The organism is Prescottella sp. R16 (assembly GCF_030656875.1).
Classification (GTDB): Bacteria; Actinomycetota; Actinomycetes; order Mycobacteriales; family Mycobacteriaceae; genus Prescottella.
This window is the reverse complement of record NZ_CP130943.1, coordinates 1,442,059-1,464,314: the sequence shown is the minus strand read 5'-3', so window position 1 is coordinate 1,464,314 and position 22,256 is coordinate 1,442,059. Positions and strand designations below refer to the sequence as shown.

At 68.4% G+C, this 22,256-nt stretch carries 17 protein-coding genes; 8 read left to right on the top strand and 9 right to left on the bottom strand.

Going from position 1 to position 22,256, the window contains the following annotated elements:
• Window positions 1-12: 12 nt before the first annotated feature.
• The 4 genes from Q5696_RS06925 to Q5696_RS06910 form a co-directional block, all read right to left on the bottom strand.
• The gene (locus Q5696_RS06925) at window positions 13-2,538 is read right to left on the bottom strand and encodes an ABC transporter permease (protein ID WP_305094459.1); all 2,526 of its coding nucleotides are present in this window, start codon (window positions 2,536-2,538) and stop codon (window positions 13-15) included.
• Between the two features lie 4 nt (window positions 2,539-2,542).
• Window positions 2,543-3,283, bottom strand: coding sequence for an ABC transporter ATP-binding protein (locus tag Q5696_RS06920; protein ID WP_370654906.1), 741 nt, complete (start codon window positions 3,281-3,283; stop codon window positions 2,543-2,545).
• A gap of 143 nt (window positions 3,284-3,426) precedes the next feature.
• A complete protein-coding gene (locus Q5696_RS06915; RefSeq protein ID WP_305094457.1) occupies window positions 3,427-5,805 on the bottom strand; it encodes an arylsulfatase in 2,379 nt (792 codons plus the stop codon).
• Window positions 5,806-5,890: 85 nt separating this feature from the next.
• Window positions 5,891-6,652, bottom strand: a complete 762-nt coding sequence (locus Q5696_RS06910; protein WP_305094456.1) for an SDR family NAD(P)-dependent oxidoreductase — start codon at window positions 6,650-6,652, stop codon at window positions 5,891-5,893.
• Window positions 6,653-6,780: 128 nt separating this feature from the next.
• Between Q5696_RS06910 and Q5696_RS06905 the strand changes: the two genes are divergently transcribed.
• From Q5696_RS06905 to Q5696_RS06895, 3 genes are all read left to right on the top strand, one after another.
• The gene (locus Q5696_RS06905; protein ID WP_305094455.1) at window positions 6,781-7,557 is read left to right on the top strand and encodes a deoxyribonuclease IV; all 777 of its coding nucleotides are present in this window, start codon (window positions 6,781-6,783) and stop codon (window positions 7,555-7,557) included.
• Window positions 7,558-7,660: 103 nt separating this feature from the next.
• Window positions 7,661-8,296 (top strand): AMIN-like domain-containing (lipo)protein, encoded by a 636-nt coding sequence (locus Q5696_RS06900; protein ID WP_305094454.1) that lies wholly within the window; start codon window positions 7,661-7,663, stop codon window positions 8,294-8,296.
• A 101-nt stretch (window positions 8,297-8,397) separates the two neighbouring features.
• Window positions 8,398-10,296, top strand: a complete 1,899-nt coding sequence (locus tag Q5696_RS06895; RefSeq protein WP_305094453.1) for an ABC transporter ATP-binding protein — start codon at window positions 8,398-8,400, stop codon at window positions 10,294-10,296.
• Here Q5696_RS06895 and Q5696_RS06890 read toward each other — a convergent pair whose 3' ends face one another.
• Both Q5696_RS06890 and Q5696_RS06885 read right to left on the bottom strand, forming a co-directional pair.
• Complete coding sequence (locus tag Q5696_RS06890; protein ID WP_370654876.1) at window positions 10,297-10,812, bottom strand: NlpC/P60 family protein; 516 nt, start codon at window positions 10,810-10,812, stop codon at window positions 10,297-10,299.
• Window positions 10,813-11,009: 197 nt separating this feature from the next.
• Window positions 11,010-12,800, bottom strand: a complete 1,791-nt coding sequence (locus tag Q5696_RS06885; protein ID WP_305094452.1) for a DEAD/DEAH box helicase — start codon at window positions 12,798-12,800, stop codon at window positions 11,010-11,012.
• A gap of 192 nt (window positions 12,801-12,992) precedes the next feature.
• On the opposite strand from Q5696_RS06885, the gene Q5696_RS06880 reads away from it, so the two are divergent.
• From Q5696_RS06880 to Q5696_RS06860, 5 genes are all read left to right on the top strand, one after another.
• A complete protein-coding gene (locus Q5696_RS06880; RefSeq protein ID WP_305094451.1) occupies window positions 12,993-14,288 on the top strand; it encodes a TrpB-like pyridoxal phosphate-dependent enzyme in 1,296 nt (431 codons plus the stop codon).
• A gap of 119 nt (window positions 14,289-14,407) precedes the next feature.
• On the top strand, window positions 14,408-15,052 hold the full coding sequence (locus tag Q5696_RS06875) for a phosphoribosyltransferase (protein WP_305094450.1): 645 nt from the start codon (window positions 14,408-14,410) through the stop codon (window positions 15,050-15,052).
• A 69-nt stretch (window positions 15,053-15,121) separates the two neighbouring features.
• Entirely contained in the window at window positions 15,122-15,832 is a 711-nt protein-coding gene (locus Q5696_RS06870) for a DUF8548 family protein (protein WP_305094449.1), read from the top strand.
• A 163-nt stretch (window positions 15,833-15,995) separates the two neighbouring features.
• Window positions 15,996-17,783 (top strand): AMP-dependent synthetase/ligase, encoded by a 1,788-nt coding sequence (locus tag Q5696_RS06865; RefSeq protein WP_305094448.1) that lies wholly within the window; start codon window positions 15,996-15,998, stop codon window positions 17,781-17,783.
• A gap of 75 nt (window positions 17,784-17,858) precedes the next feature.
• Window positions 17,859-19,121 (top strand): IS701 family transposase, encoded by a 1,263-nt coding sequence (locus tag Q5696_RS06860; protein ID WP_305094447.1) that lies wholly within the window; start codon window positions 17,859-17,861, stop codon window positions 19,119-19,121.
• A gap of 292 nt (window positions 19,122-19,413) precedes the next feature.
• Here the strand turns inward: Q5696_RS06860 and Q5696_RS06855 are convergent, their stop codons facing one another.
• The 3 genes from Q5696_RS06855 to acmB all read right to left on the bottom strand — a co-directional run bounded on the left by Q5696_RS06855 (window position 19,414) and on the right by acmB (window position 22,204).
• Window positions 19,414-19,629, bottom strand: a complete 216-nt coding sequence (locus Q5696_RS06855; protein WP_305094446.1) for a hypothetical protein — start codon at window positions 19,627-19,629, stop codon at window positions 19,414-19,416.
• A 283-nt stretch (window positions 19,630-19,912) separates the two neighbouring features.
• The gene (locus Q5696_RS06850; protein WP_305094445.1) at window positions 19,913-20,341 is read right to left on the bottom strand and encodes a nuclear transport factor 2 family protein; all 429 of its coding nucleotides are present in this window, start codon (window positions 20,339-20,341) and stop codon (window positions 19,913-19,915) included.
• A 678-nt stretch (window positions 20,342-21,019) separates the two neighbouring features.
• Entirely contained in the window at window positions 21,020-22,204 is a 1,185-nt protein-coding gene (gene acmB, locus Q5696_RS06845; RefSeq protein ID WP_305094444.1) for a methyl acetate hydrolase AcmB, read from the bottom strand.
• Window positions 22,205-22,256 lie beyond the last annotated feature (52 nt).

Genomic DNA, 22,256 nt, shown 5'->3' with positions numbered 1-22,256 from the left:
TACCGTCCGGTGTCACATGTCGGCGATCGCCTCGAGCGGCTTGGTCCGCGCCGCCCGCGCCGCCGGCCACAGGGCCGCGAGGACACCGACGACGCCGGAACCGATCAGCATCGCCACCACCTGGCCCCACGGGACGGCGATGTGGTCGAGGCCCTGATCGGCGAGGGTCCGCACGAATCCCCAGCCGAACACGACACCGAGCAGTACCCCGACGAGGGCACCGAACACCGCGATGAGCACCGACTCGAGGTAGATCGTGCGGCGCACCTGGGCGCGCTGCATGCCGACCGCCCGGAGCATGCCGATCTCCCGGCGGCGTTCGACGACCGACAGAGCGAGCGTGTTGACGATGCCGAGGATCGCGATGACCACGGCGAGTGCGAGCAACCCGTACAGCACCGCGAGCAACGAGTCGATCAGCTGCGCCTGCGCCCCCTTGAACTGTTCCCGGTCCTGGACCTGGACCACGACGAACGGGTCGGTCGCGGTCGCCAGGTCGGCGGCCATCGTCGCCTGATCGGCACCCGGTGCGGCCTTGATCATCACCGCCCATTCGGCGCGCTGGTTGACCGGCGTCACCTCCTGGTACACCTCGTTCGACACCACCCACGAGCCGAGCAACTGGTTGTCGGCGTAGATACCGGTCACCGTGGTGGTGACCTGCCCGCCGTCCCGGTCGGTCAGCGTGACCGGGGTGCCGAGCGTCCAGCCACGGTCGGCGGCCTCGGTCTGCGAGACGATCATGTCGGTGCCGGCGACCGTCTCCGAGCCTTCCTCCATCGTGTACGCGAGTACCCCGTCGAGGGATCCGCTCACCGCGGACCCGAACACGTCCTCGTCGTCGATCTTCACGGCGACACCGTGCAACGAGACCGCGTCCACGACGCCGTCCACACGGGCCGCCGCCCCCGCCGCACCCGCCGGGACACCGATGCCGGGTGGGCCGGTGAGCACGAAGTCCGCCTCGATGCCCTTGTCGACGAGCGCGTTGGTGCTCTCCTTCGCGGACGCACCGAACACACCGATCACCGACACCAGCATCAGGCCGAGGGTGAGCGCGAACGCCGTCGCGGCGGTGCGCTTGGGGTTGCGGACCGCATTGGTGCGGGCCAGCCGGCCCACCGGCCCGAACGGCCGGGCGAACACCGCGCCGAGCGCCCCGACGATCGGCCGGGACAGGGCGGGGGCCGCGAGCAGCACCGCGAGGACGAGGGCCAGCGCCCCGATCCCGACGAGCCCGGCCGCACCACCACCGGTGGACTGCGCGCCCGCGATCAGCGCGACCGCACCGAGGACCGCGGCGATCGCACCGATCAGGGTGCGCACCCGCAGTGTGTCACCGGCGGACGCGAACTCCTCGCGCATCGCGGCGACCGGCGGCACCTTCGCGGCCCGCCGCGCCGGCGCGTACGCACTGACGACGGTCACGAGAATGCCGAGGACCAGTGCCACCACGATCGTGCGCGGCGCCACCTGCAGCGGCCCCTCCGGCAGACCCAGATCGAACGCGTTGAGCAGGCCCCGCAGTCCGTACGCCAGCCCGACACCGGCCGCGAGGCCGAGCGCACTGCCGATCACACCGATGACGAGGGCCTCGAACACCACCGACCGGCCCACCTGACCGCGTCCGGCGCCGATCGCCCGCAGCAACGCGAGCTCCTTGAGTCGCTGCGCCACGATCATCGAGAACGTGTTGTAGATGATGAACGTGCCCACCAGCAGCGCGATCGCGCCGAACGCCAGCAGGAAGTAGTTGACGAAACTCAGGGCCTGCGCGATCTCGTCCTTGGTCTCCTCCCGGACCTGGTCGCCGGTCTGCACCTTGGTGTCGGGCAACGCGGCCGCCACCCGGTCCCGCAGCTCCTCCTGCGACACCCCGGTCCCGGCCACGTCGACGTAGGCGACGTGGTTGCCGTCGGTGAACAGCTGGCGGGCCTGCGCATCCGTGAACAGGGCCCCGACGAAACCGCCGGTGTCGGTGTCGGTGGAGTAGACGCCCGACAGGGTGACGTCGTTCCAGCCGGACATCGTCAGCACCCGTGTCCGGTCGCCCACCGCGAGACCCGCCCGGGTCGCGGCGGACTCGTTGAGTGCGATCTGCCCGGGCTGCTCGGGCGGCGTGCCCGCCACGAACGGCGTCTGCTCACCGAGCTGCTGCTCGGGCGGTAGATACGCCGATCCGAGGCTCGGGGCGCCGCCGTTCTGCATGGGCTTGCCGTCCGCGTTCAGGACGACGATCTGCCCGCTCACGGCCGGTGCGACGACACGGACGCCGTCGATCGCCGCGATCGTGTCGATGTCCGCGGTCGGAACACCGCTCGAGCCCTGCTCGACCGCGCTGACCCGGACGTCGACACCCTGCGCGGTGCCCTCGAAGATGCTGTCGAACGTCTTCTGCAGGGTGTCGGTGAACACGAACGAACCCGCGACGAACGCGGTGCCCAGCACCACCGACAGCACGGTCAGCAGGAGCCGCACCTTGTGGGCGGCGAGATTGCGCAGAGACACCTTGCGCATGGGGGATGTGGTCACGGCCATGGCGTCAGACCGTCTCGAGGTTCTTCATGCGGTCGAGCACCGACTCGGCGGTGGGATCGCGGAGCTCGTCGACGATCCGGCCGTCCGCGAGGAACACGACCCGGTCGGCGAAGCTCGCGGCCCGCGGATCGTGCGTGACGATCACGACGGTCTGGTCGAACTCGTCGACCGCGGCCCGCAGGATCGACAGCACCTCGCCCGAGGAATGCGAGTCCAGGTTGCCGGTCGGTTCGTCACCGAAGATGATCTCCGGCCGGCCCGCGAGCGCCCGCGCACACGCGACCCGCTGCTGCTGGCCACCCGAGAGCTCACCGGGGCGGTGGTCGATCCGGTCCCGCAGACCGAGCCGATCGATCACGGTGTCGAGCCACTGCTGATCGGCCTTGCGGCCCGCGATGTCGAGAGGCAGGGTGATGTTCTCGAGCGCAGTCAGCGTCGGCACCAGGTTGAACGCCTGGAACACGAACCCGATCCGGTCCCGGCGCAACTGCGTCATCTGCTTGTCCGACAGCGTCGTCAGGTCCGTGTCGCCGATCAGCACCGAACCCGAGGAGGCCGCGTCGAGGCCCGCGAGGCAGTGCATGAGCGTCGACTTACCGGAGCCGGACGGCCCCATGATCGCAGTGAACTCGCCGCGCGCGAACTCCGCAGACACCCCCGCCAGGGCGTGGACCCGGGTGTCGCCGGTGCCGTAGACCTTCGTCAGGTCGACCGCGCGTGCGGCCACCGTGGTTTCCGTGGACATCTCGGTTTCGGTTGACATGCCCACCATCCTGACGTGAACCGGTGACATGCCGCTATCGGGGACAACCCTGATCTTGTCCGGGAATCGTGGCCGGCGATGTCGCTCGTGGGCGAACTCCCGTGCCGATCGTGGCGAACGGCAGGTCAGTCGTGGGCGAACGCCCGTGCGATCTCCCGTTCCAGATCGAGATACGGGTCACCGGAGACGTCGACCGTGACGTGCGCGACAGTGCCGCCCCGGAACCGGAACGGCGCCACGTACCGGTCGGACACCGACCGCCCGGTGTCCCGGCCGACCCGGATCCCCTTCCCCACCCCGGAGAACATCGCCGGCTGGATCCGCACCCCGTCCCGCACCCCGACCTCGCGGTCGTCGACGTGCAACGTCACCCGGCCGACCGGGGTGAAGCCGTCGTCGGCGACCCCGTCCCGGTCGAACCGCACCCCGAGCACGTGTCGGCCCGCCGGGACCGGTTCGGTGGCGGTCACCTCCTGCTGCTCCTCGCCGAGGAAGTTGTAGACGTATCCGAGCCTCCGGTCCTGCACGAACAGGGTGTGCCCGCCGAGCCGTCCCCCGTGCGAGAACAGGACCCCCTCGGGCACGGCGCCGTCGTCCGCCGCATCGACGGTGACGTCGGCGAGCAGCGCGAACGACCGTCCGCGGATGTCGAGGGCGGCCCCGGGTCCGACCGGCGCGATGTCCGGATAGTAGGTGTTCGACGTGCGCTGCCCGGTCGGATAGGGCCGGTACCGCAGGAACGCCGACAGGATGTCCAGGTCGTTGAGCGGCAGCCCGTCGTACCGCTGTGCCTCCGCGAACCACAGGGCCTTCATCTCGTCGAGCAGGTCGGGCCGGGCCGCCGCGAGATCGTGGCACTGGCTGCGGTCCCTCTCGAGGTGGAACAACTCCCAGCGGTCGTCGTCGAAGTGCGACCAGTTCGACGGGGCCGCCGGGTGCACGGTGTTCGCGAACCAGCCGTCGTGCCAGATGCCGCGGGTGCCGAGCATCGAATAGAACTGGGTCCGCTTCCCGGTGGCCGCGTCCGGATCGAACAGTATCGATCGGAAGCTGGTGCCCTCGAGCGGACGCTGCGGTATCCCGCGCACCGACGCGGGCGGCGTGACCCCGAGCAGGTCGTACACCGTCGGCGTGACATCGCAGACGTTGACGTACCGGTCCCGGGTCTCCCCGCGCGCCGGGATCCCGTCCGGCCACGAGATCAGACACGGGTCCGCGATCCCGCCCTCGTGTGAGGCATACCGTTTGAACAGCTTGTACGGCGTGTTGAACGCCATCGCCCAACCGAGGCAGTAGTGGTTGTAGGTGTCCGGCCCGCCCAGGTCGTCGATCCGGTCGAGCCCGTCCTCGATCCGGTCCGGGTACCCGTTGAAGAACCGGTACTCGTTGACCGACCCGTTGGGCCCGCCCTCCCCGCTGGCACCGTTGTCGGACAGCACCACCACGATCGTGTTGTCCAGTTGCCCGGACTCCTCGAGATGGTCGAGGACCCGGCCGATCTGCGCGTCGGTGTAGCTCTGGAATCCGGCGAACACCTCCGCCATCCGGCAGAACAGGCGCTTCTCGTCGTCGCTCAGCGACTCCCACGGCCGCACCGTGTCCAGTTCCGGCCATGGTGTCCCGTCCGCACTCACCTCGTCGGCGTACGGATTCATCGGAGACAGTTCGGTGTCCGCGGGCACCAGTCCCAGACGCTTCTGGTTCTCCAGCACGATCTCGCGATACTTCTCGTACCCCATGTCGAACCGGCCCCGGTACCGGTCCGCCCACTCCCGCGAAACATGGTGCGGCGCATGACCACAGCCCGGGCACAGGTACAGGAACCACGGCTTGTCCGGTGCGATCACCTTCGAGTCCCGGACGAACTCGATCGACCGGTCCGCCAGATCCCGCGACAGGTGATAGCCGTCCTCCGGCGAATACGGCGGCTCCACCGGGTGGTTGTCGTACACCAGGTCCGGATACCACTGGTCGGCCTCGCCGCCGAGGAAACCGTAGAACCGCTCGAATCCGTGCCCGAGCGGCCAATGCCGTTTCGATGCGGCAAGATTCGCTTCCTCGAGCGGCGTCAGATGCCACTTGCCGACGGCGTACGTGTTCCAGCCCCGCTCTCCGAGTACGTCGGAGATCAACGCACAGTCCGCGGGCATCCTGCCGTTCGCATTGGCGAACCCGTCGGTGAACTCCACGATCGTCGCCATCCCGACGGTCGTCGGATTGCGACCCGACAGCAACGACGCCCGCGTCGGGGAACACAGTGCGGTGGTGTGGAACTGGCTCAGCAGGATGCCGCGGTCGGCGATCCGCCGCAGATTCGGCATCTCCACCAGACCGCCGTACATGTCCCACGTGCCGATACCGGTGTCGTCCCACACCAGATACAGGACATTCGGGGCGCCTTCGGGGGCAGTGGGTTCCGCGAACGGCGACCAGTCGGGCGTCGAATCCCGAATGTCCGTCGCTACCTTGCCGGTGAACCGATTGCTCGTGAATTCCTCACCCATGGCCGGGACCTCCCGATGCGGTGGACTTCCATCATCACACGCATCGGGAGCCCGGCAAGGTCACGTCGTGATCACAACCGACCGGTCACCCCCAGCGGGACTGGCCGCCGTCCAGCGGGATCGTCGCACCCGTCAGATAACCGGCATCGGGGCCGACGAGGAACGCGATGGCATTGCCGATGTCGGTCTCGCAGTCACCGATCCGACGCATCGGGATGCTCGCGACGAATGCGGCAGCCTCCTCCGGGCGGGCCTCCGTCCACCGCTGCAGGCCGGGCGACATCGCGTGCGGCGCGACGGCGAGGACCCGGATGTTGTCGACACCCCACTCGCAGGCCGCAGCCCGGGTGAGCGAGCGGAGCGCCTCCTTGACCGACGCGTAGCCGCCGTAGCCACTGGCATCCCAGCGCACCGCCACCGACGACACCATGTTGACGATCGCGCCGCCGCCACGCTCCTTCATCGACGGATAGCACGCCTGCATGGCCCGCAGCGCCGCGACCGGTCCGGCCGCGTACGCCCGCTCGAGGTAGTCGGGCTCGAGATCGTTGATCGGGCCCAGCGGGTTGAGGCTCGCATTGTTGACGAGGATGTCGACACCCCCGAACAGCGACACCGTCGTCTCGACGGCCCGCGTGATGTCGGCGGGGACGGAGACGTCCGCGACGATCGGCTCGGCGATGCCACCGGCCGCGGTGATCGCCTCGACCGTGTCGATCAGCTTCGACTCGGTGCGTCCGGTCACCGCGATCCGCGCGCCCTCCTTCGCGAGTGCGAACGCCGTGCCCTGGCCGACGCCCTGACCGGCGCCCGTGATGAGCGCGACCTTCCCGTCCAATTTGCCCATGTGTCTCTTCGTCTCCCGCAACAGTCCGTGTGCCCGTCCGTTTGTCGCTGCACACCCAACCAGGCGGCCCCCACGACCACAGCCCGTTTCCCGTTGATCGGGACCGTCCCCCGGCTAGGCTCGCCCGTATGCGGATCGGAGCACACGTCCGGCAGGACACCGACCCCGTCGGGGCCGGTGAACGGCTCGGCGCCGACCTCGTCCAGCTGTTCCTCACCGATCCACAGAAATGGGATCCGCCGCAGCCTCACCCGCAGGCCGACCGGATCCGGGAGAGCCCGCTCGACGTCGTCGTGCACTCCTCGTACGTGATCAACGTGGCGAGCCTGAACAACCGGCTGCGGATCCCGTCCCGGAAAGCGGTCGCGGACCAGGCGGCCGCGGCCGCCGACATCGGTGCGATCGGCCTCGTCGTCCACGGCGGCCACGTCCGCGACGGCGACGACCCGGCTGCCGGAATCGCGAACTGGCGCAAACTGTTCGAGCGGCAACAGGACGCGGGTGGGTTCGGGGTGCCGATCCTGGTGGAGAACACCGCCGGCGGCGACTTCGCGATGGCCCGCCGGCTGGACGCGATCGCCCGGTTGTGGGACGCGATCGGCGAGTTCGGTGCCGGCTTCTGCCTCGACACGTGCCATGCGTGGGCCGGCGGCGAGGACCTCGTCGGACTCGTCGACCGGATCCGCACGATCACGGGCCGCATCGACCTGGTCCACCTCAACAACTCTCGCGACCCGTTCGACTCGGCCCGTGACCGGCACGCCAACCTGACCTCCGGGACGATCGACCCCGGGATGCTGGTCGCGGTCGCTGCGGCCGCCGACGCGCCCGTCGTCCTGGAGACTCCCGCCGACGGCGTCGCCGAGGACCTCGCCTACCTGCGCGATGCACTGGGACACCGCTGAGCTGGGACACCACCCTTCCGGGTCTCCGGAATCACATTCCGAAACGGACACGGCGCCGCGTCGAAACCTGCCCGACACCCCTCCGGCGCCTAGCATCCGTGCCATGACGCACTACCGGTCCCGCCGCACGCTCGCCCTGTCCTCCGTCGCCGTCGCAGCCCTCGCACTCGCGGGCTGCACCAGCTCCGAAACCGAGCCGACCGCGTCGTCGACATCGATCACGTCGACGACGACGAACGAATCGACCACTCCGGCCTCGACTCCGCTGGCCGCGACCGAGGACGGCGCCCGCACCGACGCCCCCACCACGCAGGAGGGGCAACGTGGGGACGCGTCCGCCGATGCCGCCCTGACGATCACCGACATGCGCGTCGGCCACCACGACGGCTTCGACCGGGTGGTCTACGAACTCGACGGCACCGGCACCCCCGGCTGGCGCACCGAGATCGTCGGCACCGTCACCCAGCAGGGCAGCGGCAACCCGATCGCGGTGGCCGGGCAGGGCATCCTGCAGGTCCTGATCGACGGTTCGGCGATGCCGGTCACCACCGGTGTCGAGCCGTACGACGGCCCCAATCCGGTGGAGGTCCCGAACCCGGAGATCGTCACCGAGGTCCGCGACGCCGGCGTGTTCGAGGGCACCGCACAGACCGCGATCGGACTGACCACCCGGGACGTCTCGTACCGCGTCTACACGCTCGACGGGCCCACCCGTCTCGTCGTGGACATCGCCCGCTGACCACGCCCCCACCCGTCGTTTGACTTAAACCTCGCTCGAAGTTCTACCGTCGGTGTCGGACCCCCGTCCTATCGTGACGGGGCCGACGAGAGGGGCGAACGATGAGTATGGACGTCACCGCGTGGAACGCGATGTACAACGCGATGCACGCGGAACAGGACCGGAGGCCCTTCTCCAAGGCGACACTGCGCCGGATCGTCGCGTTCGCGCAGCCACACCGCCGGAACATCTCGTGGTACCTGCTGCTCAGCGTCGTCACCGCGGCTCTCGCGGTGGCGACGCCGGTCCTCGCCGGCCGGGTCGTCGACGCGATCGTCGCCGGTGACGCCGTCCGGGTGGTGGTGCTGCTGGCCGTCGCGATCGCCGTCATCGCCCTGCTCGAGGCCGCACTGGCCGTCCTGACCCGGTGGTTGTCGGCGAGCATCGGCGAAGACCTCATCCTCGACCTGCGGACCGCGGTGTTCGACCACGTCCAGCGCATGCCGGTCGCGTTCTTCACCCGCACCCGCACCGGCGCCCTGGTCAGCCGCCTCAACAACGACGTGATCGGCGCACAGCGCGCCTTCAGCGACACCCTGTCCGGGGTCGTCGGCAACGTCGTGACGCTCGCGATCACCCTGGTCGTGATGGTCGGCATCTCGTGGCAGATCACGCTGCTGTCGCTACTACTGCTGCCGGTGTTCGTGATCCCGGCCCGGCGGATGGGCACCCGGCTGGCCCGATTGAGCCGGGAAGCCGCCAACCACAACTCGGTGATGAGCACGCAGATGACGGAGCGGTTCTCGGCGCCCGGCGCGACGCTCGTCAAGCTGTTCGGCCGGCCGTCGCAGGAATCGGCGGAGTTCGCGGTACGCGCCCGGCGCGTACGCGACATCGGGGTCCGCACCGCGATGCTGCAGTCGGTGTTCGTCACCGCCCTCACGCTCGTGTCGGCCCTCGCCCTGGCCCTCGTCTACGGTCTCGGCGGCTACCTCGCACTGCGCGGGCAGCTCGAGGCCGGCGCCGTGGTGTCCCTCGCGCTGCTGCTCACCCGGCTGTACTCGCCGCTCACCGCCCTCGCGAGTGCCCGCATGGACGTCATGAGTGCACTGGTCAGCTTCGAGCGGGTCTTCGAGATCCTCGACCTCACCCCGCTCATCGCGCAGAAGCCGGACGCGATCGACGTCCCGGCCGGTCCCGCATCCGTCGAGTTCCGGTCCGTCGACTTCGCCTACCCGGCCCCCGACAAGGTGTCCCTCGCATCCCTCGAGGAGGTCGCCGGTATCGACACCCGCGGCGGCGACCCCGTCCTGCACGACATCTCGTTCCGTGTCGAACCGGGCCGCATGGTCGCGCTCGTCGGATCGTCCGGCGCCGGGAAGTCGACGGTCGCGCAACTGCTCCCCCGCCTGTACGACGTCGACGCCGGCGCCGTCCTCATCGGCGGTGTCGACGTGCGCGACCTGACCACCGATTCGATCCGCGCGACCGTCGGCCTGGTCACCCAGGACGGTCACCTGTTCCACGAATCGGTGCGCGCCAACCTGCTGCTGGCCCGCCCCGACGCCACCGAGACCGACCTGTGGGACGCACTGCGCCGCGCCAACCTGACCGACCTGATCCGGTCGCTGCCCGACGGCCTCGACACCGTCGTCGGCGAACGCGGCTACCGGCTCTCCGGTGGTGAACGCCAGCGCCTGACCATCGCGCGACTGCTGCTGGCGCAGCCGCGGGTCGTGATCCTCGACGAGGCCACCGCCCACCTGGATTCGACGTCCGAGGCCGCCGTGCAGGACGCCCTCGCCGAGGCCCTCACCGGCCGCACCGCCGTCGTGATCGCCCACCGGCTGTCCACGATCCGCGCCGCCGACGAGATCCTCGTCGTGGAGGCGGGCCGCATCGTCGAACGCGGCGACCACACCACGCTGTTGGCCGCGGGCGGGCGCTACGCCGAGCTGTACCGGACCCAGTTCGACACCGGTGCCGCACCCCGCCCGCTGCTCACCGAGGTGATCACCTGATCAGAAGTAGCGTCGGATGTTGTGGATGTCGAAGTCAGACAACGGAGTCAACCCGATCGGCACCCCGTCGCCGTACGCGTTGAACACCATTCCGTTGCCGGCGTAGATGCCGACGTGCCCGGCGATGTCGTACGTGTTCATCGTGACGACGTCGCCGGGCTGCAGCACCGACAGCGGGACGAGCAGGCCGCCGGGATACGCGGCCATCTCCTGGCTGGTGCGCGGCAGAGCGATGCCGACGGTCCGGAACGCCCACTGCACCAGACCCGAGCAGTCCCACACGTCGGGGCCGTTACCGCCCCACACGTACCGCTTCCCGATCTGGGTCTGGGCGGCCGCGAGGGCTGCCAGCCCGCGCGGACTCGGGATCGGCAGCGGAATCGCGATGTCGCCGCTGCCGGTGAACAGGCTCGCACTCCCGGTGCTGCCCGTGCTGCCGGAACTTCCGGCCGGTTGTGCCGCCGCCGGGGCCACCACCAGGACGGTGGAACCGGCGACGAGTGCTGCTGCGATCAATCCTCGACGAAACGTGTGCGCCACGTTCGAGCCTCTCTGTCGGACTACAGGGGATCCCCCGACCGCAAACCGTGAGGAACCCTACCGACCCGAAAACGGTTGTGTCGCAGAATCGAACGCACAGCCCACCGATAGTCCGGAAAGCCGGAAAAGGCGCCGACGGCCGGAACCGTCGACGCCTTCGGCGAGGTGGAGCGTCAGTCGCGCGGGCGACGCTTCCCGAACTTGTCGCCGCCCTTGCGGCCGTACTTGCCGCCGGCCCGATCGTCCCGGCCGCCGCGCGACGACGGCCGTCCCCCGGGCGCCCCGGTGTCGGGCTGCAGCTGGATCAGCACACCGGAGATCCGGGTGGCGCGCAGCGCCTCGACGGTCTCCCACGGCAGGTTCGCCGGCAGCTCCACGAGGCTGTGGTCGGGGCGGATGCTGATGTGCCCGAAGTCGCTGCGTCGCAGGCCACCCTCGTTGGCGATGGCACCGACGATCGCACCCGGCACCACCTTGTGGCGTTTGCCGACCGCGATCCGGTAGGTGGCGAACTCCTGGCCGTCGCGTCCGACGCGCGGGCCGCTCGGGCCGCCCTCGTCGAAGCGTCGGGCCGGACGCTCCCGCGGCTCGCGTTCGCGGCGCGGCGCGGGCGGCGGCTCGGGCGCCATCAGGAACGATTCGCCGTCCCGGGACTGCACGGCGAGGGCCGCGGCGATGTCCGCGAGCGGGACGTCGTGCTCACGCTCGTAGTCCTCGATGAACTTGCGGAACAGGGACAGGTGCTCGGATTCGAGGGCCGCGGTGATGCCGTCGTTGAACTTCGAGACGCGCTGCGCGTTGACGTCGTCGACCGACGGCAGCGGGATCTCGATGAGCGACTGGCGGGTGGTGCGCTCGATCGACTTGAGCAGGTGCCGTTCCCTCGGGGCGACGAACAGCAGCGCGTCACCGGTGCGGCCGGCGCGGCCCGTGCGGCCGATGCGGTGCACGTACGACTCGGTGTCGTGCGGGATGTCGTAGTTGACGACGTGCGAGATGCGCTCGACGTCCAGGCCGCGGGCGGCGACGTCGGTGGCGACGAGGATGTCGAGGGTGCCGGCCTTGAGCTGGCCGATCGTGCGCTCACGCTGGGCCTGCACGATGTCGCCGTTGATCGCGGCCGCCGAGAAACCGCGGGCCCGCAGACGTTCGGCGAGGTCCTCGGTGGCCTGCTTGGTGCGGACGAAGATGATCATCGCCTCGAAGGTCTCGACCTCGAGGAAGCGGGTGAGCGCGTCGAGCTTGCGCTGGTGCGCCACCTGCACCCACCGCTGGGTGATGTTCGACGCCGTCTGTGTCTTCGACTTGACGGTGATCTCGACCGGATCGTGCAGGTACTGCTTGGAGATCTTGCGGATCGCCGGCGGCATCGTCGCCGAGAACAGCGCGACCTGCTTGTACTCGGGGGTGTCCGCCAGGATGCGCTCGACGTCGTCCTGGAAACCCATCTTGAGCATCTCGTCGGCCTCGTCGAGGACGAGGTATTCGAGCTGCGACAGGTCGAGCGTGCCCTTCTCCAGGTGGTCGATGACGCGGCCGGGGGTACCGACGATGATCTGTGCGCCGCGCCGCAGCCCGGACAGCTGCACGCCGTATGCCTGACCGCCGTAGATCGGCAGCACGTGCAGACCCGGAATGTGGGCGGAGTACTTGCCGAACGCCTCGGCGACCTGCAGCGCCAGCTCACGCGTCGGCGCCAGGACCAGGGCCTGCGGCACCCGCTTCTCGACGTCGAGCCGGGTGAGGATCGGGATCGCGAACGCGGCCGTCTTACCGGTACCGGTCTGCGCGAGACCGACGACGTCGCTACCGGCGAGCAGCGGCGGAATCGTCGCCGCCTGGATCGGCGAGGGCGACTCGTATCCGACGTCGGAAAGCGCCTTCAGCACGCGCTCGTCGATGTCGAGTTCGGCGAAGGTGGGGGGATGGTTGTCGGACTGCGGGTCGCGCTCGGTGTCACTCATTTGACCAGTGAGTTTAATCGATGCGTGCTATGGGGATCGCCGGACCGCCTCCCACGGTCCACGAACGGGACATCTGGTACCGCTTTCGTCGACGGAGCGCTCCCCGGGTTCCCGTTCGACACCCGGACTCCGTGAATACACACGGAATGCACAATGTGGTGATCCCCAGTCACGTCCGGAAGGAACCACGCAGTGTCCGACGACGCGTTCGCCGCCACCCCCATCCCCACCCACTGGTACAACATCGTGGCGGACCTGCCGGTCGCGCCGCCGCCGCACCTGCATCCGGGCACCAAGGAGCCGGTGCAGGCCGCCGACCTGGAGGCACTGTTCCCGAGCGCCCTCATCGCGCAGGAGGTCGCCACCGACCGCTACATCGAGATCCCCGAACCGATCCGTGAGGCGTACCGGACGTGGCGGCCCGCGCCGCTGATCCGGGCGCGGGAGTTCGAGAAGGCGCTCGGCACCCCGGCCCGCATCTACGTCAAGTACGAGGGTGTGAGCCCGGTCGGCAGCCACAAGACCAACACCGCGGTCGCGCAGGCGTACTACAACGCGCAGGACGGCGTGAAGAAGATCACGACCGAGACCGGCGCCGGTCAGTGGGGCAGCGCGCTGTCGTTCGCGTGCGCCAAGTTCGGTATCGACCTCGAGGTGTGGCAGGTGCGGGCGTCGTACCGGTCCAAGCCGTACCGCCGGCACCTGATGGAGACGTACGGCGGCACCGTGCACCCGAGCCCGTCCGAGCTCACCGAGTCGGGCCGCAAGATGCTCGCCGACTTCCCCGACACCCCCGGCTCGCTGGGCATGGCCGTCACCGAGGCCGTCGAGGTCGCCGCGAACGACCCCGACGCCCGCTACGCGCTCGGCAGCGTCCTCAACCACGTCGTGCTCCACCAGACGGTCATCGGACTCGAGGCCGTCGAACAGCTGCGGAATGCGGGCGAGGAGAACGCGGACGTCGTGTTCGGCTGCGCCGGTGGCGGTTCCAACCTGGCCGGTCTGGCGTTCCCGTTCATCCGTGAGGTGCTCGAGGGCAAGGCGCAGACCCGGATCATCGCCGCCGAGCCGGCCGCGTGCCCGTCGATCACCAAGGGCGAGTACCGCTACGACCACGGCGACGTCGCCGGCCTGACGCCGCTGCTGAAGATGCACACGCTCGGCCAGGACTTCGTGCCGGACCCGATCCACGCCGGCGGCCTGCGCTACCACGGCATGGCGCCGCTGCTCAGCCACACCGTCGAACTCGGTTACGTCACCGGTCAGGCCGTCGACCAGCGCGATTCGTTCGACGCGGGTGTGCTGTTCGCCCGCACGCAGGGCATCGTCCCGGCACCGGAGTCGGCGCACGCGATCGCCGCGGCCGCCGAGTACGCGCGCGGCCTCACCGAACCCGAGGTCCTGGTGATCGGCCTGTCCGGGCACGGCATGCTCGATCTGCCCGCGTACCAGTCGCACATCGACGGCGACCTGGTCTCGACGGCATAGGTCTCGATCGCACAGCCGATCCCTCCTGCGGGCCGCGACGCCGTGATGCGTCGCGGCCCGCGGCGTATCGTCGGTGGAGGAAGTCGGCCCCTGCCGAACGATCCTTTCGGAGTACCCGCATGCACTATGCGTCGCGCGCGGAAGCCGGTCGCGCCCTGGCGAATTCACTGACCCATCTGAACGACTCGAACACCGTCGTCCTCGGGCTGCCGCGCGGTGGCGTCCCCGTCGCGTACGAGGTCGCCCGCGCCCTGGACGCGCCCCTCGACATCGTCCCGGTCCGCAAACTCGGTCTTCCGACGCAGCCCGAACTGGCGATGGGTGCGATCGGCGAGGACGACGCCGAGGTACTCAACGACGACGTGGTGGGCCGCGGCCGGGTGACCCGGCAGGTGATCGATGCGGTCCGGGTCCGGGAACGCGCCGAACTACGGCGACGGGCGGCGATCCTGCGGGGCGGGCACCCGCGCATCCCGGTGTCCGGGCGGACCGTGGTCCTCGTCGACGACGGTATGGCGACCGGCGCGACGGCCGCCGTCGCGTGCCGGGTGGTGCGGGCGGCGGGCGCAGCCCGGGTGGTGGTCGCGGTCCCGGTGGCGCCACCCGAGGCGGTGGCCCGGCTCCGGGTGGTCGCCGACGACGTGATCTGCCCGTACGTACCGGTCGACCTGGGTTCGGTCGGCGCCGCGTTCACCGACTTCCATCAGCTCGACGACCGCGAGGTCACCGCACTGCTCGACCGGTACCGCACCCGCGACAGGTGACGGGCGCAACACTTCGTGCGGCGGGACCGATACACGCCTCGGAAGCTCCGCACATTCCAGGGAGGACCCGTGACCGTCTCGGAACAGCTCGTCCGATCCGTCGTAGACGCGTGCCGGGCACGCCTCGGCGATCCGTCCGGATGGCTGGCGCCCGATATGTACCGACGCAGCCTCGCGCTGTGCATCATCGAATCCGTGCAGGCCGCCGGCACCCGGCTGGCCGACGCGGGTACGGTGGTGGACCGCTATCTCGCGTACCGACGCGCCCGCGACACCGAGCCGGTGACCGACGGCGCCCGCACACTGCTGCGCACGTTCGAGGAGGCGGGCAGCGCCGATCAGTGGGCCGGCAAGGTCGGCAACTACCGGCGTCGCTACACCGCATCGGCGCCGCCGCTGCGGGCCGGCGAGATCCAGCGCACCGCCGAACGCCTCCACGACCTGCACATCGACTCGGTGCCCGACCTCGTGGCGGCGACGTCCGGGAACTCCCGCACCGATACCGTCCGGGCGGCGTGGAAGGAATCGAGCGGAACCTGCGACGCCACCCCGTGGCAACATCTGCTGTTGCTCGCCGGTGTTCCGGACGCCGCCGATCCCGCGACGACCGCGGTGACCCGGTTCGTCCGGACCGCAGCCGGGGGCGACCCGTCGGCGTCCGAGTCCGCCGACGCACTCGCCGCCGCGGCCGGACGACTGGACGTCTCCCCCGCCGCACTCGAGCATGCCGTCCGGCGCTGGCACTGCACGCGCGAGGACCACGTCGTGTCCGTCGCGTGAACGGCCGACGCCCCTACCAGCAGAAAATTAGCATCACTCACAGTTACAGGTATTTCCGCAGGTAGACGCGCGAACGGGCCGAATCAGGCGATCGACTTGGTGCGAAGCCCCCTCGAATGTGATGCAATGCACATCCGGAAGGTCACCAAACGGAGGGGTCACAGTGCGCGAGTATTCGGTTCCACAGTCGTTCACCATTCCGGAGGACGCGTCCATGGCGGACACCGTGTTCCGGTACGCAGCGGAGTGCCCGAACCTCGTGCCGTTCAAGAAACTCGACGGGGGCCGCTGGGTCGACGTCACCGCCGCACAGTTCGCCGCGGAGGTCGCGGCCACCGCCAAGGGGCTCATGGCGTCCGGCGTCGAACTCGGCGACCGCGTCGCGATCCTGTCCGCCACCCGCTACGAATGGGTCGTCCTCGACTACGCGATCTGGACCGCCGGCGGCTGCACCGTCGCGATCTACGAGACGTCGTCGGCCGACCAGGCGCAGTGGATTCTCGAGGATTCGGCGACGTCACTGCTCGTCGTCGAGAACTCGGCCCACGCCGAACGCGTCAAGGACGTCGCCGAGGCCGCACCCGCGCTGCGCGAGGTCCTGCAGATCGACACGGGCGCCCTCGCCGAACTCGCCACCCGCGGCGCCGGCATCGACGACGACGCCCTGCACGAGCGCCGTCGGCAGGTGCACGCCTCGTCGCCGGCCACCCTGATCTACACGTCCGGCACCACCGGCCGCCCCAAGGGAGTGCAACTCACCCACTCCAACTTCTACGCCGAGTCGGCCGCGGTGCAGATCGCGCTCGGCGACGCGATGGAGGAGGGCAAGCGCACCCTGATGTTCCTGCCGCTCGCGCACGTGTTCGCCCGCGCCATCTCGTTCGGCGCGTTCGACGCCAAGGTCACCGTCGCGCACACCGCCGACCTGACGACGCTGCTCGACCAGTTCGCGGTGTTCAAACCGAACTTCATCCTGTCGGTGCCGCGCGTGTTCGAGAAGGTGTACAACTCGGCCAAGCAGAAGGCCGAGGACGGCGGCAAGGGCAAGATCTTCTCCGCGGCCGCCGACACCGCGATCGCGTGGAGCGAGGCCCAGGACACCGGTGGCGCCGGACTCGGGCTGCGACTCAAGCACGCCCTGTTCGACAAGCTCGTCTACGCCAAGCTGCGCGCCGCGCTCGGCGGCGAGTGCACCCGCGCCGTCTCCGGTGGTGCCGCGCTCGGCGCCCGCCTGGGCCACTTCTTCCGCGGCGTCGGCGTCCCCGTGTACGAGGGCTACGGGCTCACCGAGACCAGTGCCGCGATCACCGTCAACACCACCGGCAACCAGAAGGTCGGCACCGTCGGCAAACCCATCAACGGGCACGCCGCGAAGATCGCCGAGGACGGTGAGCTTCTCGTACGCGGGCCGGTCGTGTTCGACGGGTACTGGAAGAACGAGCAGGCCACCGCGGACGCCATTCGGGACGGCTGGTTCCACACCGGCGATCTCGGTTCGATCGACACCGAAGGCTACGTTTCCATCACCGGCCGCAAGAAGGAGATCATCGTGACCGCGGGCGGCAAGAACGTCGCCCCGGCGACGCTCGAGGACGCGCTCCGCGCGCACCCGCTGATCAGCCAGTGCCTCGTCGTGGGCGACGCGAAACCGTTCATCGGCGCCCTCATCACCCTCGATCCCGAGGCCCTGCCCGGCTGGTTGGAGCGGAACAGCCTGCCGGCCGACACCCCGATCGCCGATCTCGTGACGCATCCCGACCTCGTCTCCGAGATCGACGCCGCGGTCTCCGAGGGCAACAAGAAGGTGTCCCAACCCGAGCAGATCAAGAAGTACCGGATCCTCGACGTCGACTTCACCGTCGAGACCGGTGAGCTCACCCCGACACTCAAGCTCAAGCGCAACATCATCCACACCCAGCATGCGGAAGCGATCGAACGGATCTACACCTAGTAGGACTTTGTTAGGTCTGTCACGGTTTGGGTGTGGGGTCTCGAGTTTCGGCGTGATCTTCGAGACGATGATCGGGTGGATGCCGCAGCCCTGCACGAGGTCGATGAACGTCTTGATTCCTTTGTCGGTGAGGTGTTCTCGTCGTTGTTGCGTAAGGACCGGCTGGCGACGGCGGGGGTGTACACGCGGGGACTGATGCTCAGTGGTGAGCGCAAGTCGATGCAGCCGATGGCGGCCCGACTCGGTGTCGATCATCAACGGTTACAGCAGTTCGTGACCACCTCCCCGTGGAAGGTCGAGCCAGTGCGGATGGTGCTCTCACGCAAGGCGTGCGAGCTCATCGCACCCGATGCGTGGGTGGTCGACGACACGGGTTTCGGTAAGGACGGCGATTCCTCTCCCTGCGTGGCCCGGCAGTACTCGGGCACGCTGGGCAAGGTCGGCAACTGCCAGGTCGCGGTCAGCGTGCACGTCGCGTCCGATACCGCGTCGTGCCCGTTGAACTGGCGACTGTTCGTGCCGCAGAGCTGGGACGAGACCTGCGCCGATAATCCAGACGCTGCGAGCGTGGTCGCGGCACGCCGGAAGAAGTCGGCGATACCCGACGGGGAGCGACACCGGCCGAAATGGGAGATGGCGGTGGAGATGATCGACGAACTGATCGCCTGGGGTCGCCCCCGGCCTGATGTCGTGGTCGCGGACGCCGGCTACGGCGAGGGCGCACAGTTCCGTGCCGCACTCTCCGACCGCGGCATCCCCTGCATGGTGGCCGTCAAATCGGCGACCGGCGTCTACCCGGCCGACGCCCGACCCGAGACCCCTCCCCGGATCGGCCCCGGCCGCCCGTTCACCGCCCGCTACCGGGTGCCGAAGTCCAGCTGCAAGGACATGGTGATCGACGCCGGACTGGATGCGGCACAGGAAGTGTCGTGGCGGCGCGGCACCAAGACCACACCCGGTAATCCTGATGCCGTCATGCGCTCCCGGTTCGTCGCCGCGCGTGCCCGACCCGCCGGCCACCGAGTGCCTCGCGCCACCGACGGATCGGTCGAGCAGGTGTGGCTACTGGCCGAATGGCCCATCGGCGCAACAGAACCCACCGACTACTGGCTGTCCACCCTGCCCGCCGACACCCCGATCTACGAACTCGTCCGCCTCGCGAAACTACGCTGGCGCATCGAACACGACTACCGCGAACTGAAAGTCGCCCTGGGCCTCGACCACTTCGAAGGCCGCTCCTGGCTCGGCTGGCACCACCACGCCACCCTCGTCACCGCCGCCCACCTGTTCCTGACCACCCTGCGGCTGGCCGACCCAAAAGCCGGTGGGCAGGGCTGACCCTCTACGGCATCGTCCGCGACATCCAACGCTCACTCGCCATCTGGATCGGCACCTGCCCACTGTGTCACCACAGATTCCCAACCTAACAAAGTCCTACTAGGGCATGTCTGACAATCGGCGAGCCCAGGCAATGACGGCGTGAAGAACCGCCGCTGCGAGGTAGACGATGGCGAGTTTGTCGAAGCGAGTGGCCAGACCGCGCCACTGCTCGAGGTGGCAGAACCGGCGTTGGGACTGCTGCACGATCGGGTGACAGCTCAGAACTCCGGCAAAGTCGTGTAATTACATGTCAGATGGTGTGAAGTAGCTCGACCGGCCGGTGTGGGTTGCGGCTGTGGTGTCGTAGCGCGGCGACGATGCCGGCGTGGCCGACCAACCGCAGGCCCACGATCCCGCGTTTCTCGAGTGCTTTCGCCGGTGCGTCTGCGGGCCCATTCTGCGATCGCGGTGAGCGACCGCGCGCCGCGCACACCGCGGCGAGCACGATCGACAGGATCACCGTCAACCCGTGCCGGATCCTGTACCGCGATCGTGGGTCAGGAACCCGATCGAGCACCTCGAGGACGAGGTGTCCGGTACCGGAACGCGCATGGGGAGAAGACAAGGCAGCGGGCACGACTCATCCCTGGTGGTGGGGATTGCGTAGGAACTTGAACCATCACCGAGACAGTCGTGCCCGCCCCAATTCACGTGCTCCGTCGAGCCTCTTCCTCCCTGAAACCGCAACTCAGTGGGCCTCACTCACGACTGCGCCAGGTCCTTGCCTTCAGAGAAGCGAAAGATCGAGGCTAGTAGGATTCGGGCCAGCCAAGTTGCTGCTTCACAGAGGACTCATCAAAAACCTTGCTCAGATGGACGATCTTGGCGTCAGAGTTGAACTTGATCGAGTAGACAAAGGGAATCTGCGCTACTTTCCCTGTCGGCGGCACCGGACCACCTTCGCCCGTGTGCTGCGCATGCGACACGCCATGCAGCAGCGCAATGTCGTTCTCTGCGTCGTAGGCAGAAGCTGCCAATTCGTAAGTTGAGCCGAGAAATGTCGTTTTGAAGGATACTGCGACAGCATCGCAATATGACTTCACGGTCTTCATTCCAGCGGATCCGGGCGCGAAAGTTTGAAAAGAAGCACCATCCGCAACGTAGCTTCGGCACCCTTCCCACCCGGATGCAGATTCGCATGCCTCGAAGAATTTCCGCGCATTCTCGAGCTTGTTCATTCGATTCCTTTCCTCACTTTGTTGGTCGACGAAATGCAACGAATAGTGAGAGAGGTTACTGCGCCACGGTCGCCCAGTCAACCATGTGTCCTATTGGCCACTAAGTGTCCTCGACTCTGAACGTGAGGCGGAGACCGCCGCGAGTGCGATCACGGTCGCGACGCCGGGCGTGAATGCCGGGTACACCCCGACCTGCCATCCGAGCCGGACGACCTTGCAGCCGTCCACGCTTGCGGTTCAGTCAGCGCATAGAGCGCGTGGCGGGGCGAGGTAAGTACCTGTCGATTGCCTCGTGGGACATCCACGTGCGCTATGCATTCGCAATGAGGTTGCGGAGCCTGGCCGTATCGGAATCGCTGAGGGGAAGTAGCGGCCTGCGTGGGAGGCCGGCATCAATTCCGATGCCCTGCAGGCCGGACTTGAATGCGGTGAGGAGCCTCCGCTGACGATCATGTCGAGGAAGGGACGGAGGCGACGGAAGAGGGTGCCCGTTCGACCGACATCTCCTGTAGCGACCGTGCAGTAGAAGTCGGCATCTCGTGCGGGATCGAACATGGCGCAGCTGTGCACCAGCCTGCCGCCGCACCACCGCGACCGCGCGGTCGAGCGAACTCACGTTCGAGCGAGCCACGAGCGCCCGGCAGTGGCAACAAGAGCCTTCCCTGCCGGGCGGTGGCCCTACTGCTGCCAGAGAGTGCGGTAGGCGGTCGCTTCGAACTCGAAGTAGCCCCCGAGCGATGCAGGGTCCGCAAAGGGCAAAACCTGCGCGGCCCACATACCCGCGATGCCGTTCTGACGGTCGATCCAGTAGTAGAGGTTCGCGAGCCCAGCCCAGGCGAGCGAGCCCGCCGACCGCCCGGTCGGAGCCGGCTCATCGTTGACCATGAACGTGTACGCCCAGGATTTGCGCTGCCCTGGGAAGAACTCGGCGTCGTTCGACAGTTCCGGTTCGACGCCGGGCAACATCGTTACCCGCTGATCACGCAGACCGCTCACAACCGCCCGCTCCACAGTTTCGGGCGCAAGAACACGGCCGTGTTCGCCCATACCGTCGTTCAGCCACATGCGGAGGAACCTGGTGTAGTCACCCACAGTCGAGTACAAACCGTGACCGCCCATGTGCACTTCGGGATCCTGCGGCAACACCAGGTCGAGTGGCTCGAGCACACCGTCCGGCCGCCGCTGATGGATCGTCGCCCGACGCCGCTCCATCGCCTCGTCGAGAGTGAACGCCGTGTCCGACATCCCCAACGGGGCGAAGATACGCTCGGACATCACCTCCCCCAGACGCTCACCCCGCACAGCCTCGACGACCAGCCCCGCCCAGTCGATGCTCGAACCGTACTGCCAGCGGTCACCCGGATCGAACAGCAACGGCGTCGTCAGCGCGGACTTGGCGCCGGTGATGACGCTCGGCTGGCCGTGCTCGACCGTCAACCGATGATAGGTCTCGTCGAAGAACGAGTATCCGAACCCGGCGGTGTGCAACAGCAGCATACGTGTCGTGATCGCACGTCTGGGCGCCCGCAATATCGGCACCCCGTTCGCATCGAACCCGTCGATCACTTCGAGCTTCCCGATCTCCGGCAAGTAGTTCGACGCCGGGGCGTCGAGATCGAGGAGACCTTCCTCCACACACTGCAGCACAGCGGTGCCGGTGATCGCCTTCGTCGTCGAGAACATGGCGAAGACGGTGTCGGGTGTCATCGGCTGCACGTCACGTACCGACCGAACTCCGGCCGACCCCTCGTACACGGTCCCGTTCCGGTCGGTCAGCATCGCGACCACACCGGGAACCTGCCCGGCTCCGGCCCCGATCACGGCATCGAGAACGCAGTTCAGGTTCGAATCACGTTGTTCCACAATATCTCTCCCACCAATCGATGATCTCGTACAGGAGGGCAAACTATGGAGA

Bases quoted from the DNA above. Each gene is read 5' to 3' on its own strand.
- Q5696_RS06925 (WP_305094459.1), bottom strand. From the start codon at position 2,538: ATGGCCGTGACCACATCCCCCATGCGCAAGGTGTCTCTGCGCAATCTC.
- Q5696_RS06920 (WP_370654906.1), bottom strand. From the start codon at position 3,283: ATGTCCACGGAAACCACGGTGGCCGCACGCGCGGTCGACCTGACGAAG.
- Q5696_RS06915 (WP_305094457.1), bottom strand. From the start codon at position 5,805: ATGGGTGAGGAATTCACGAGCAATCGGTTCACCGGCAAGGTAGCGACG.
- Q5696_RS06910 (WP_305094456.1), bottom strand. From the start codon at position 6,652: ATGGGCAAATTGGACGGGAAGGTCGCGCTCATCACGGGCGCCGGTCAG.
- Q5696_RS06905 (WP_305094455.1), top strand. From the start codon at position 6,781: ATGCGGATCGGAGCACACGTCCGGCAGGACACCGACCCCGTCGGGGCC.
- Q5696_RS06900 (WP_305094454.1), top strand. From the start codon at position 7,661: ATGACGCACTACCGGTCCCGCCGCACGCTCGCCCTGTCCTCCGTCGCC.
- Q5696_RS06895 (WP_305094453.1), top strand. From the start codon at position 8,398: ATGAGTATGGACGTCACCGCGTGGAACGCGATGTACAACGCGATGCAC.
- Q5696_RS06885 (WP_305094452.1), bottom strand. From the start codon at position 12,800: ATGAGTGACACCGAGCGCGACCCGCAGTCCGACAACCATCCCCCCACC.
- Q5696_RS06875 (WP_305094450.1), top strand. From the start codon at position 14,408: ATGCACTATGCGTCGCGCGCGGAAGCCGGTCGCGCCCTGGCGAATTCA.
- Q5696_RS06850 (WP_305094445.1), bottom strand. From the start codon at position 20,341: ATGAACAAGCTCGAGAATGCGCGGAAATTCTTCGAGGCATGCGAATCT.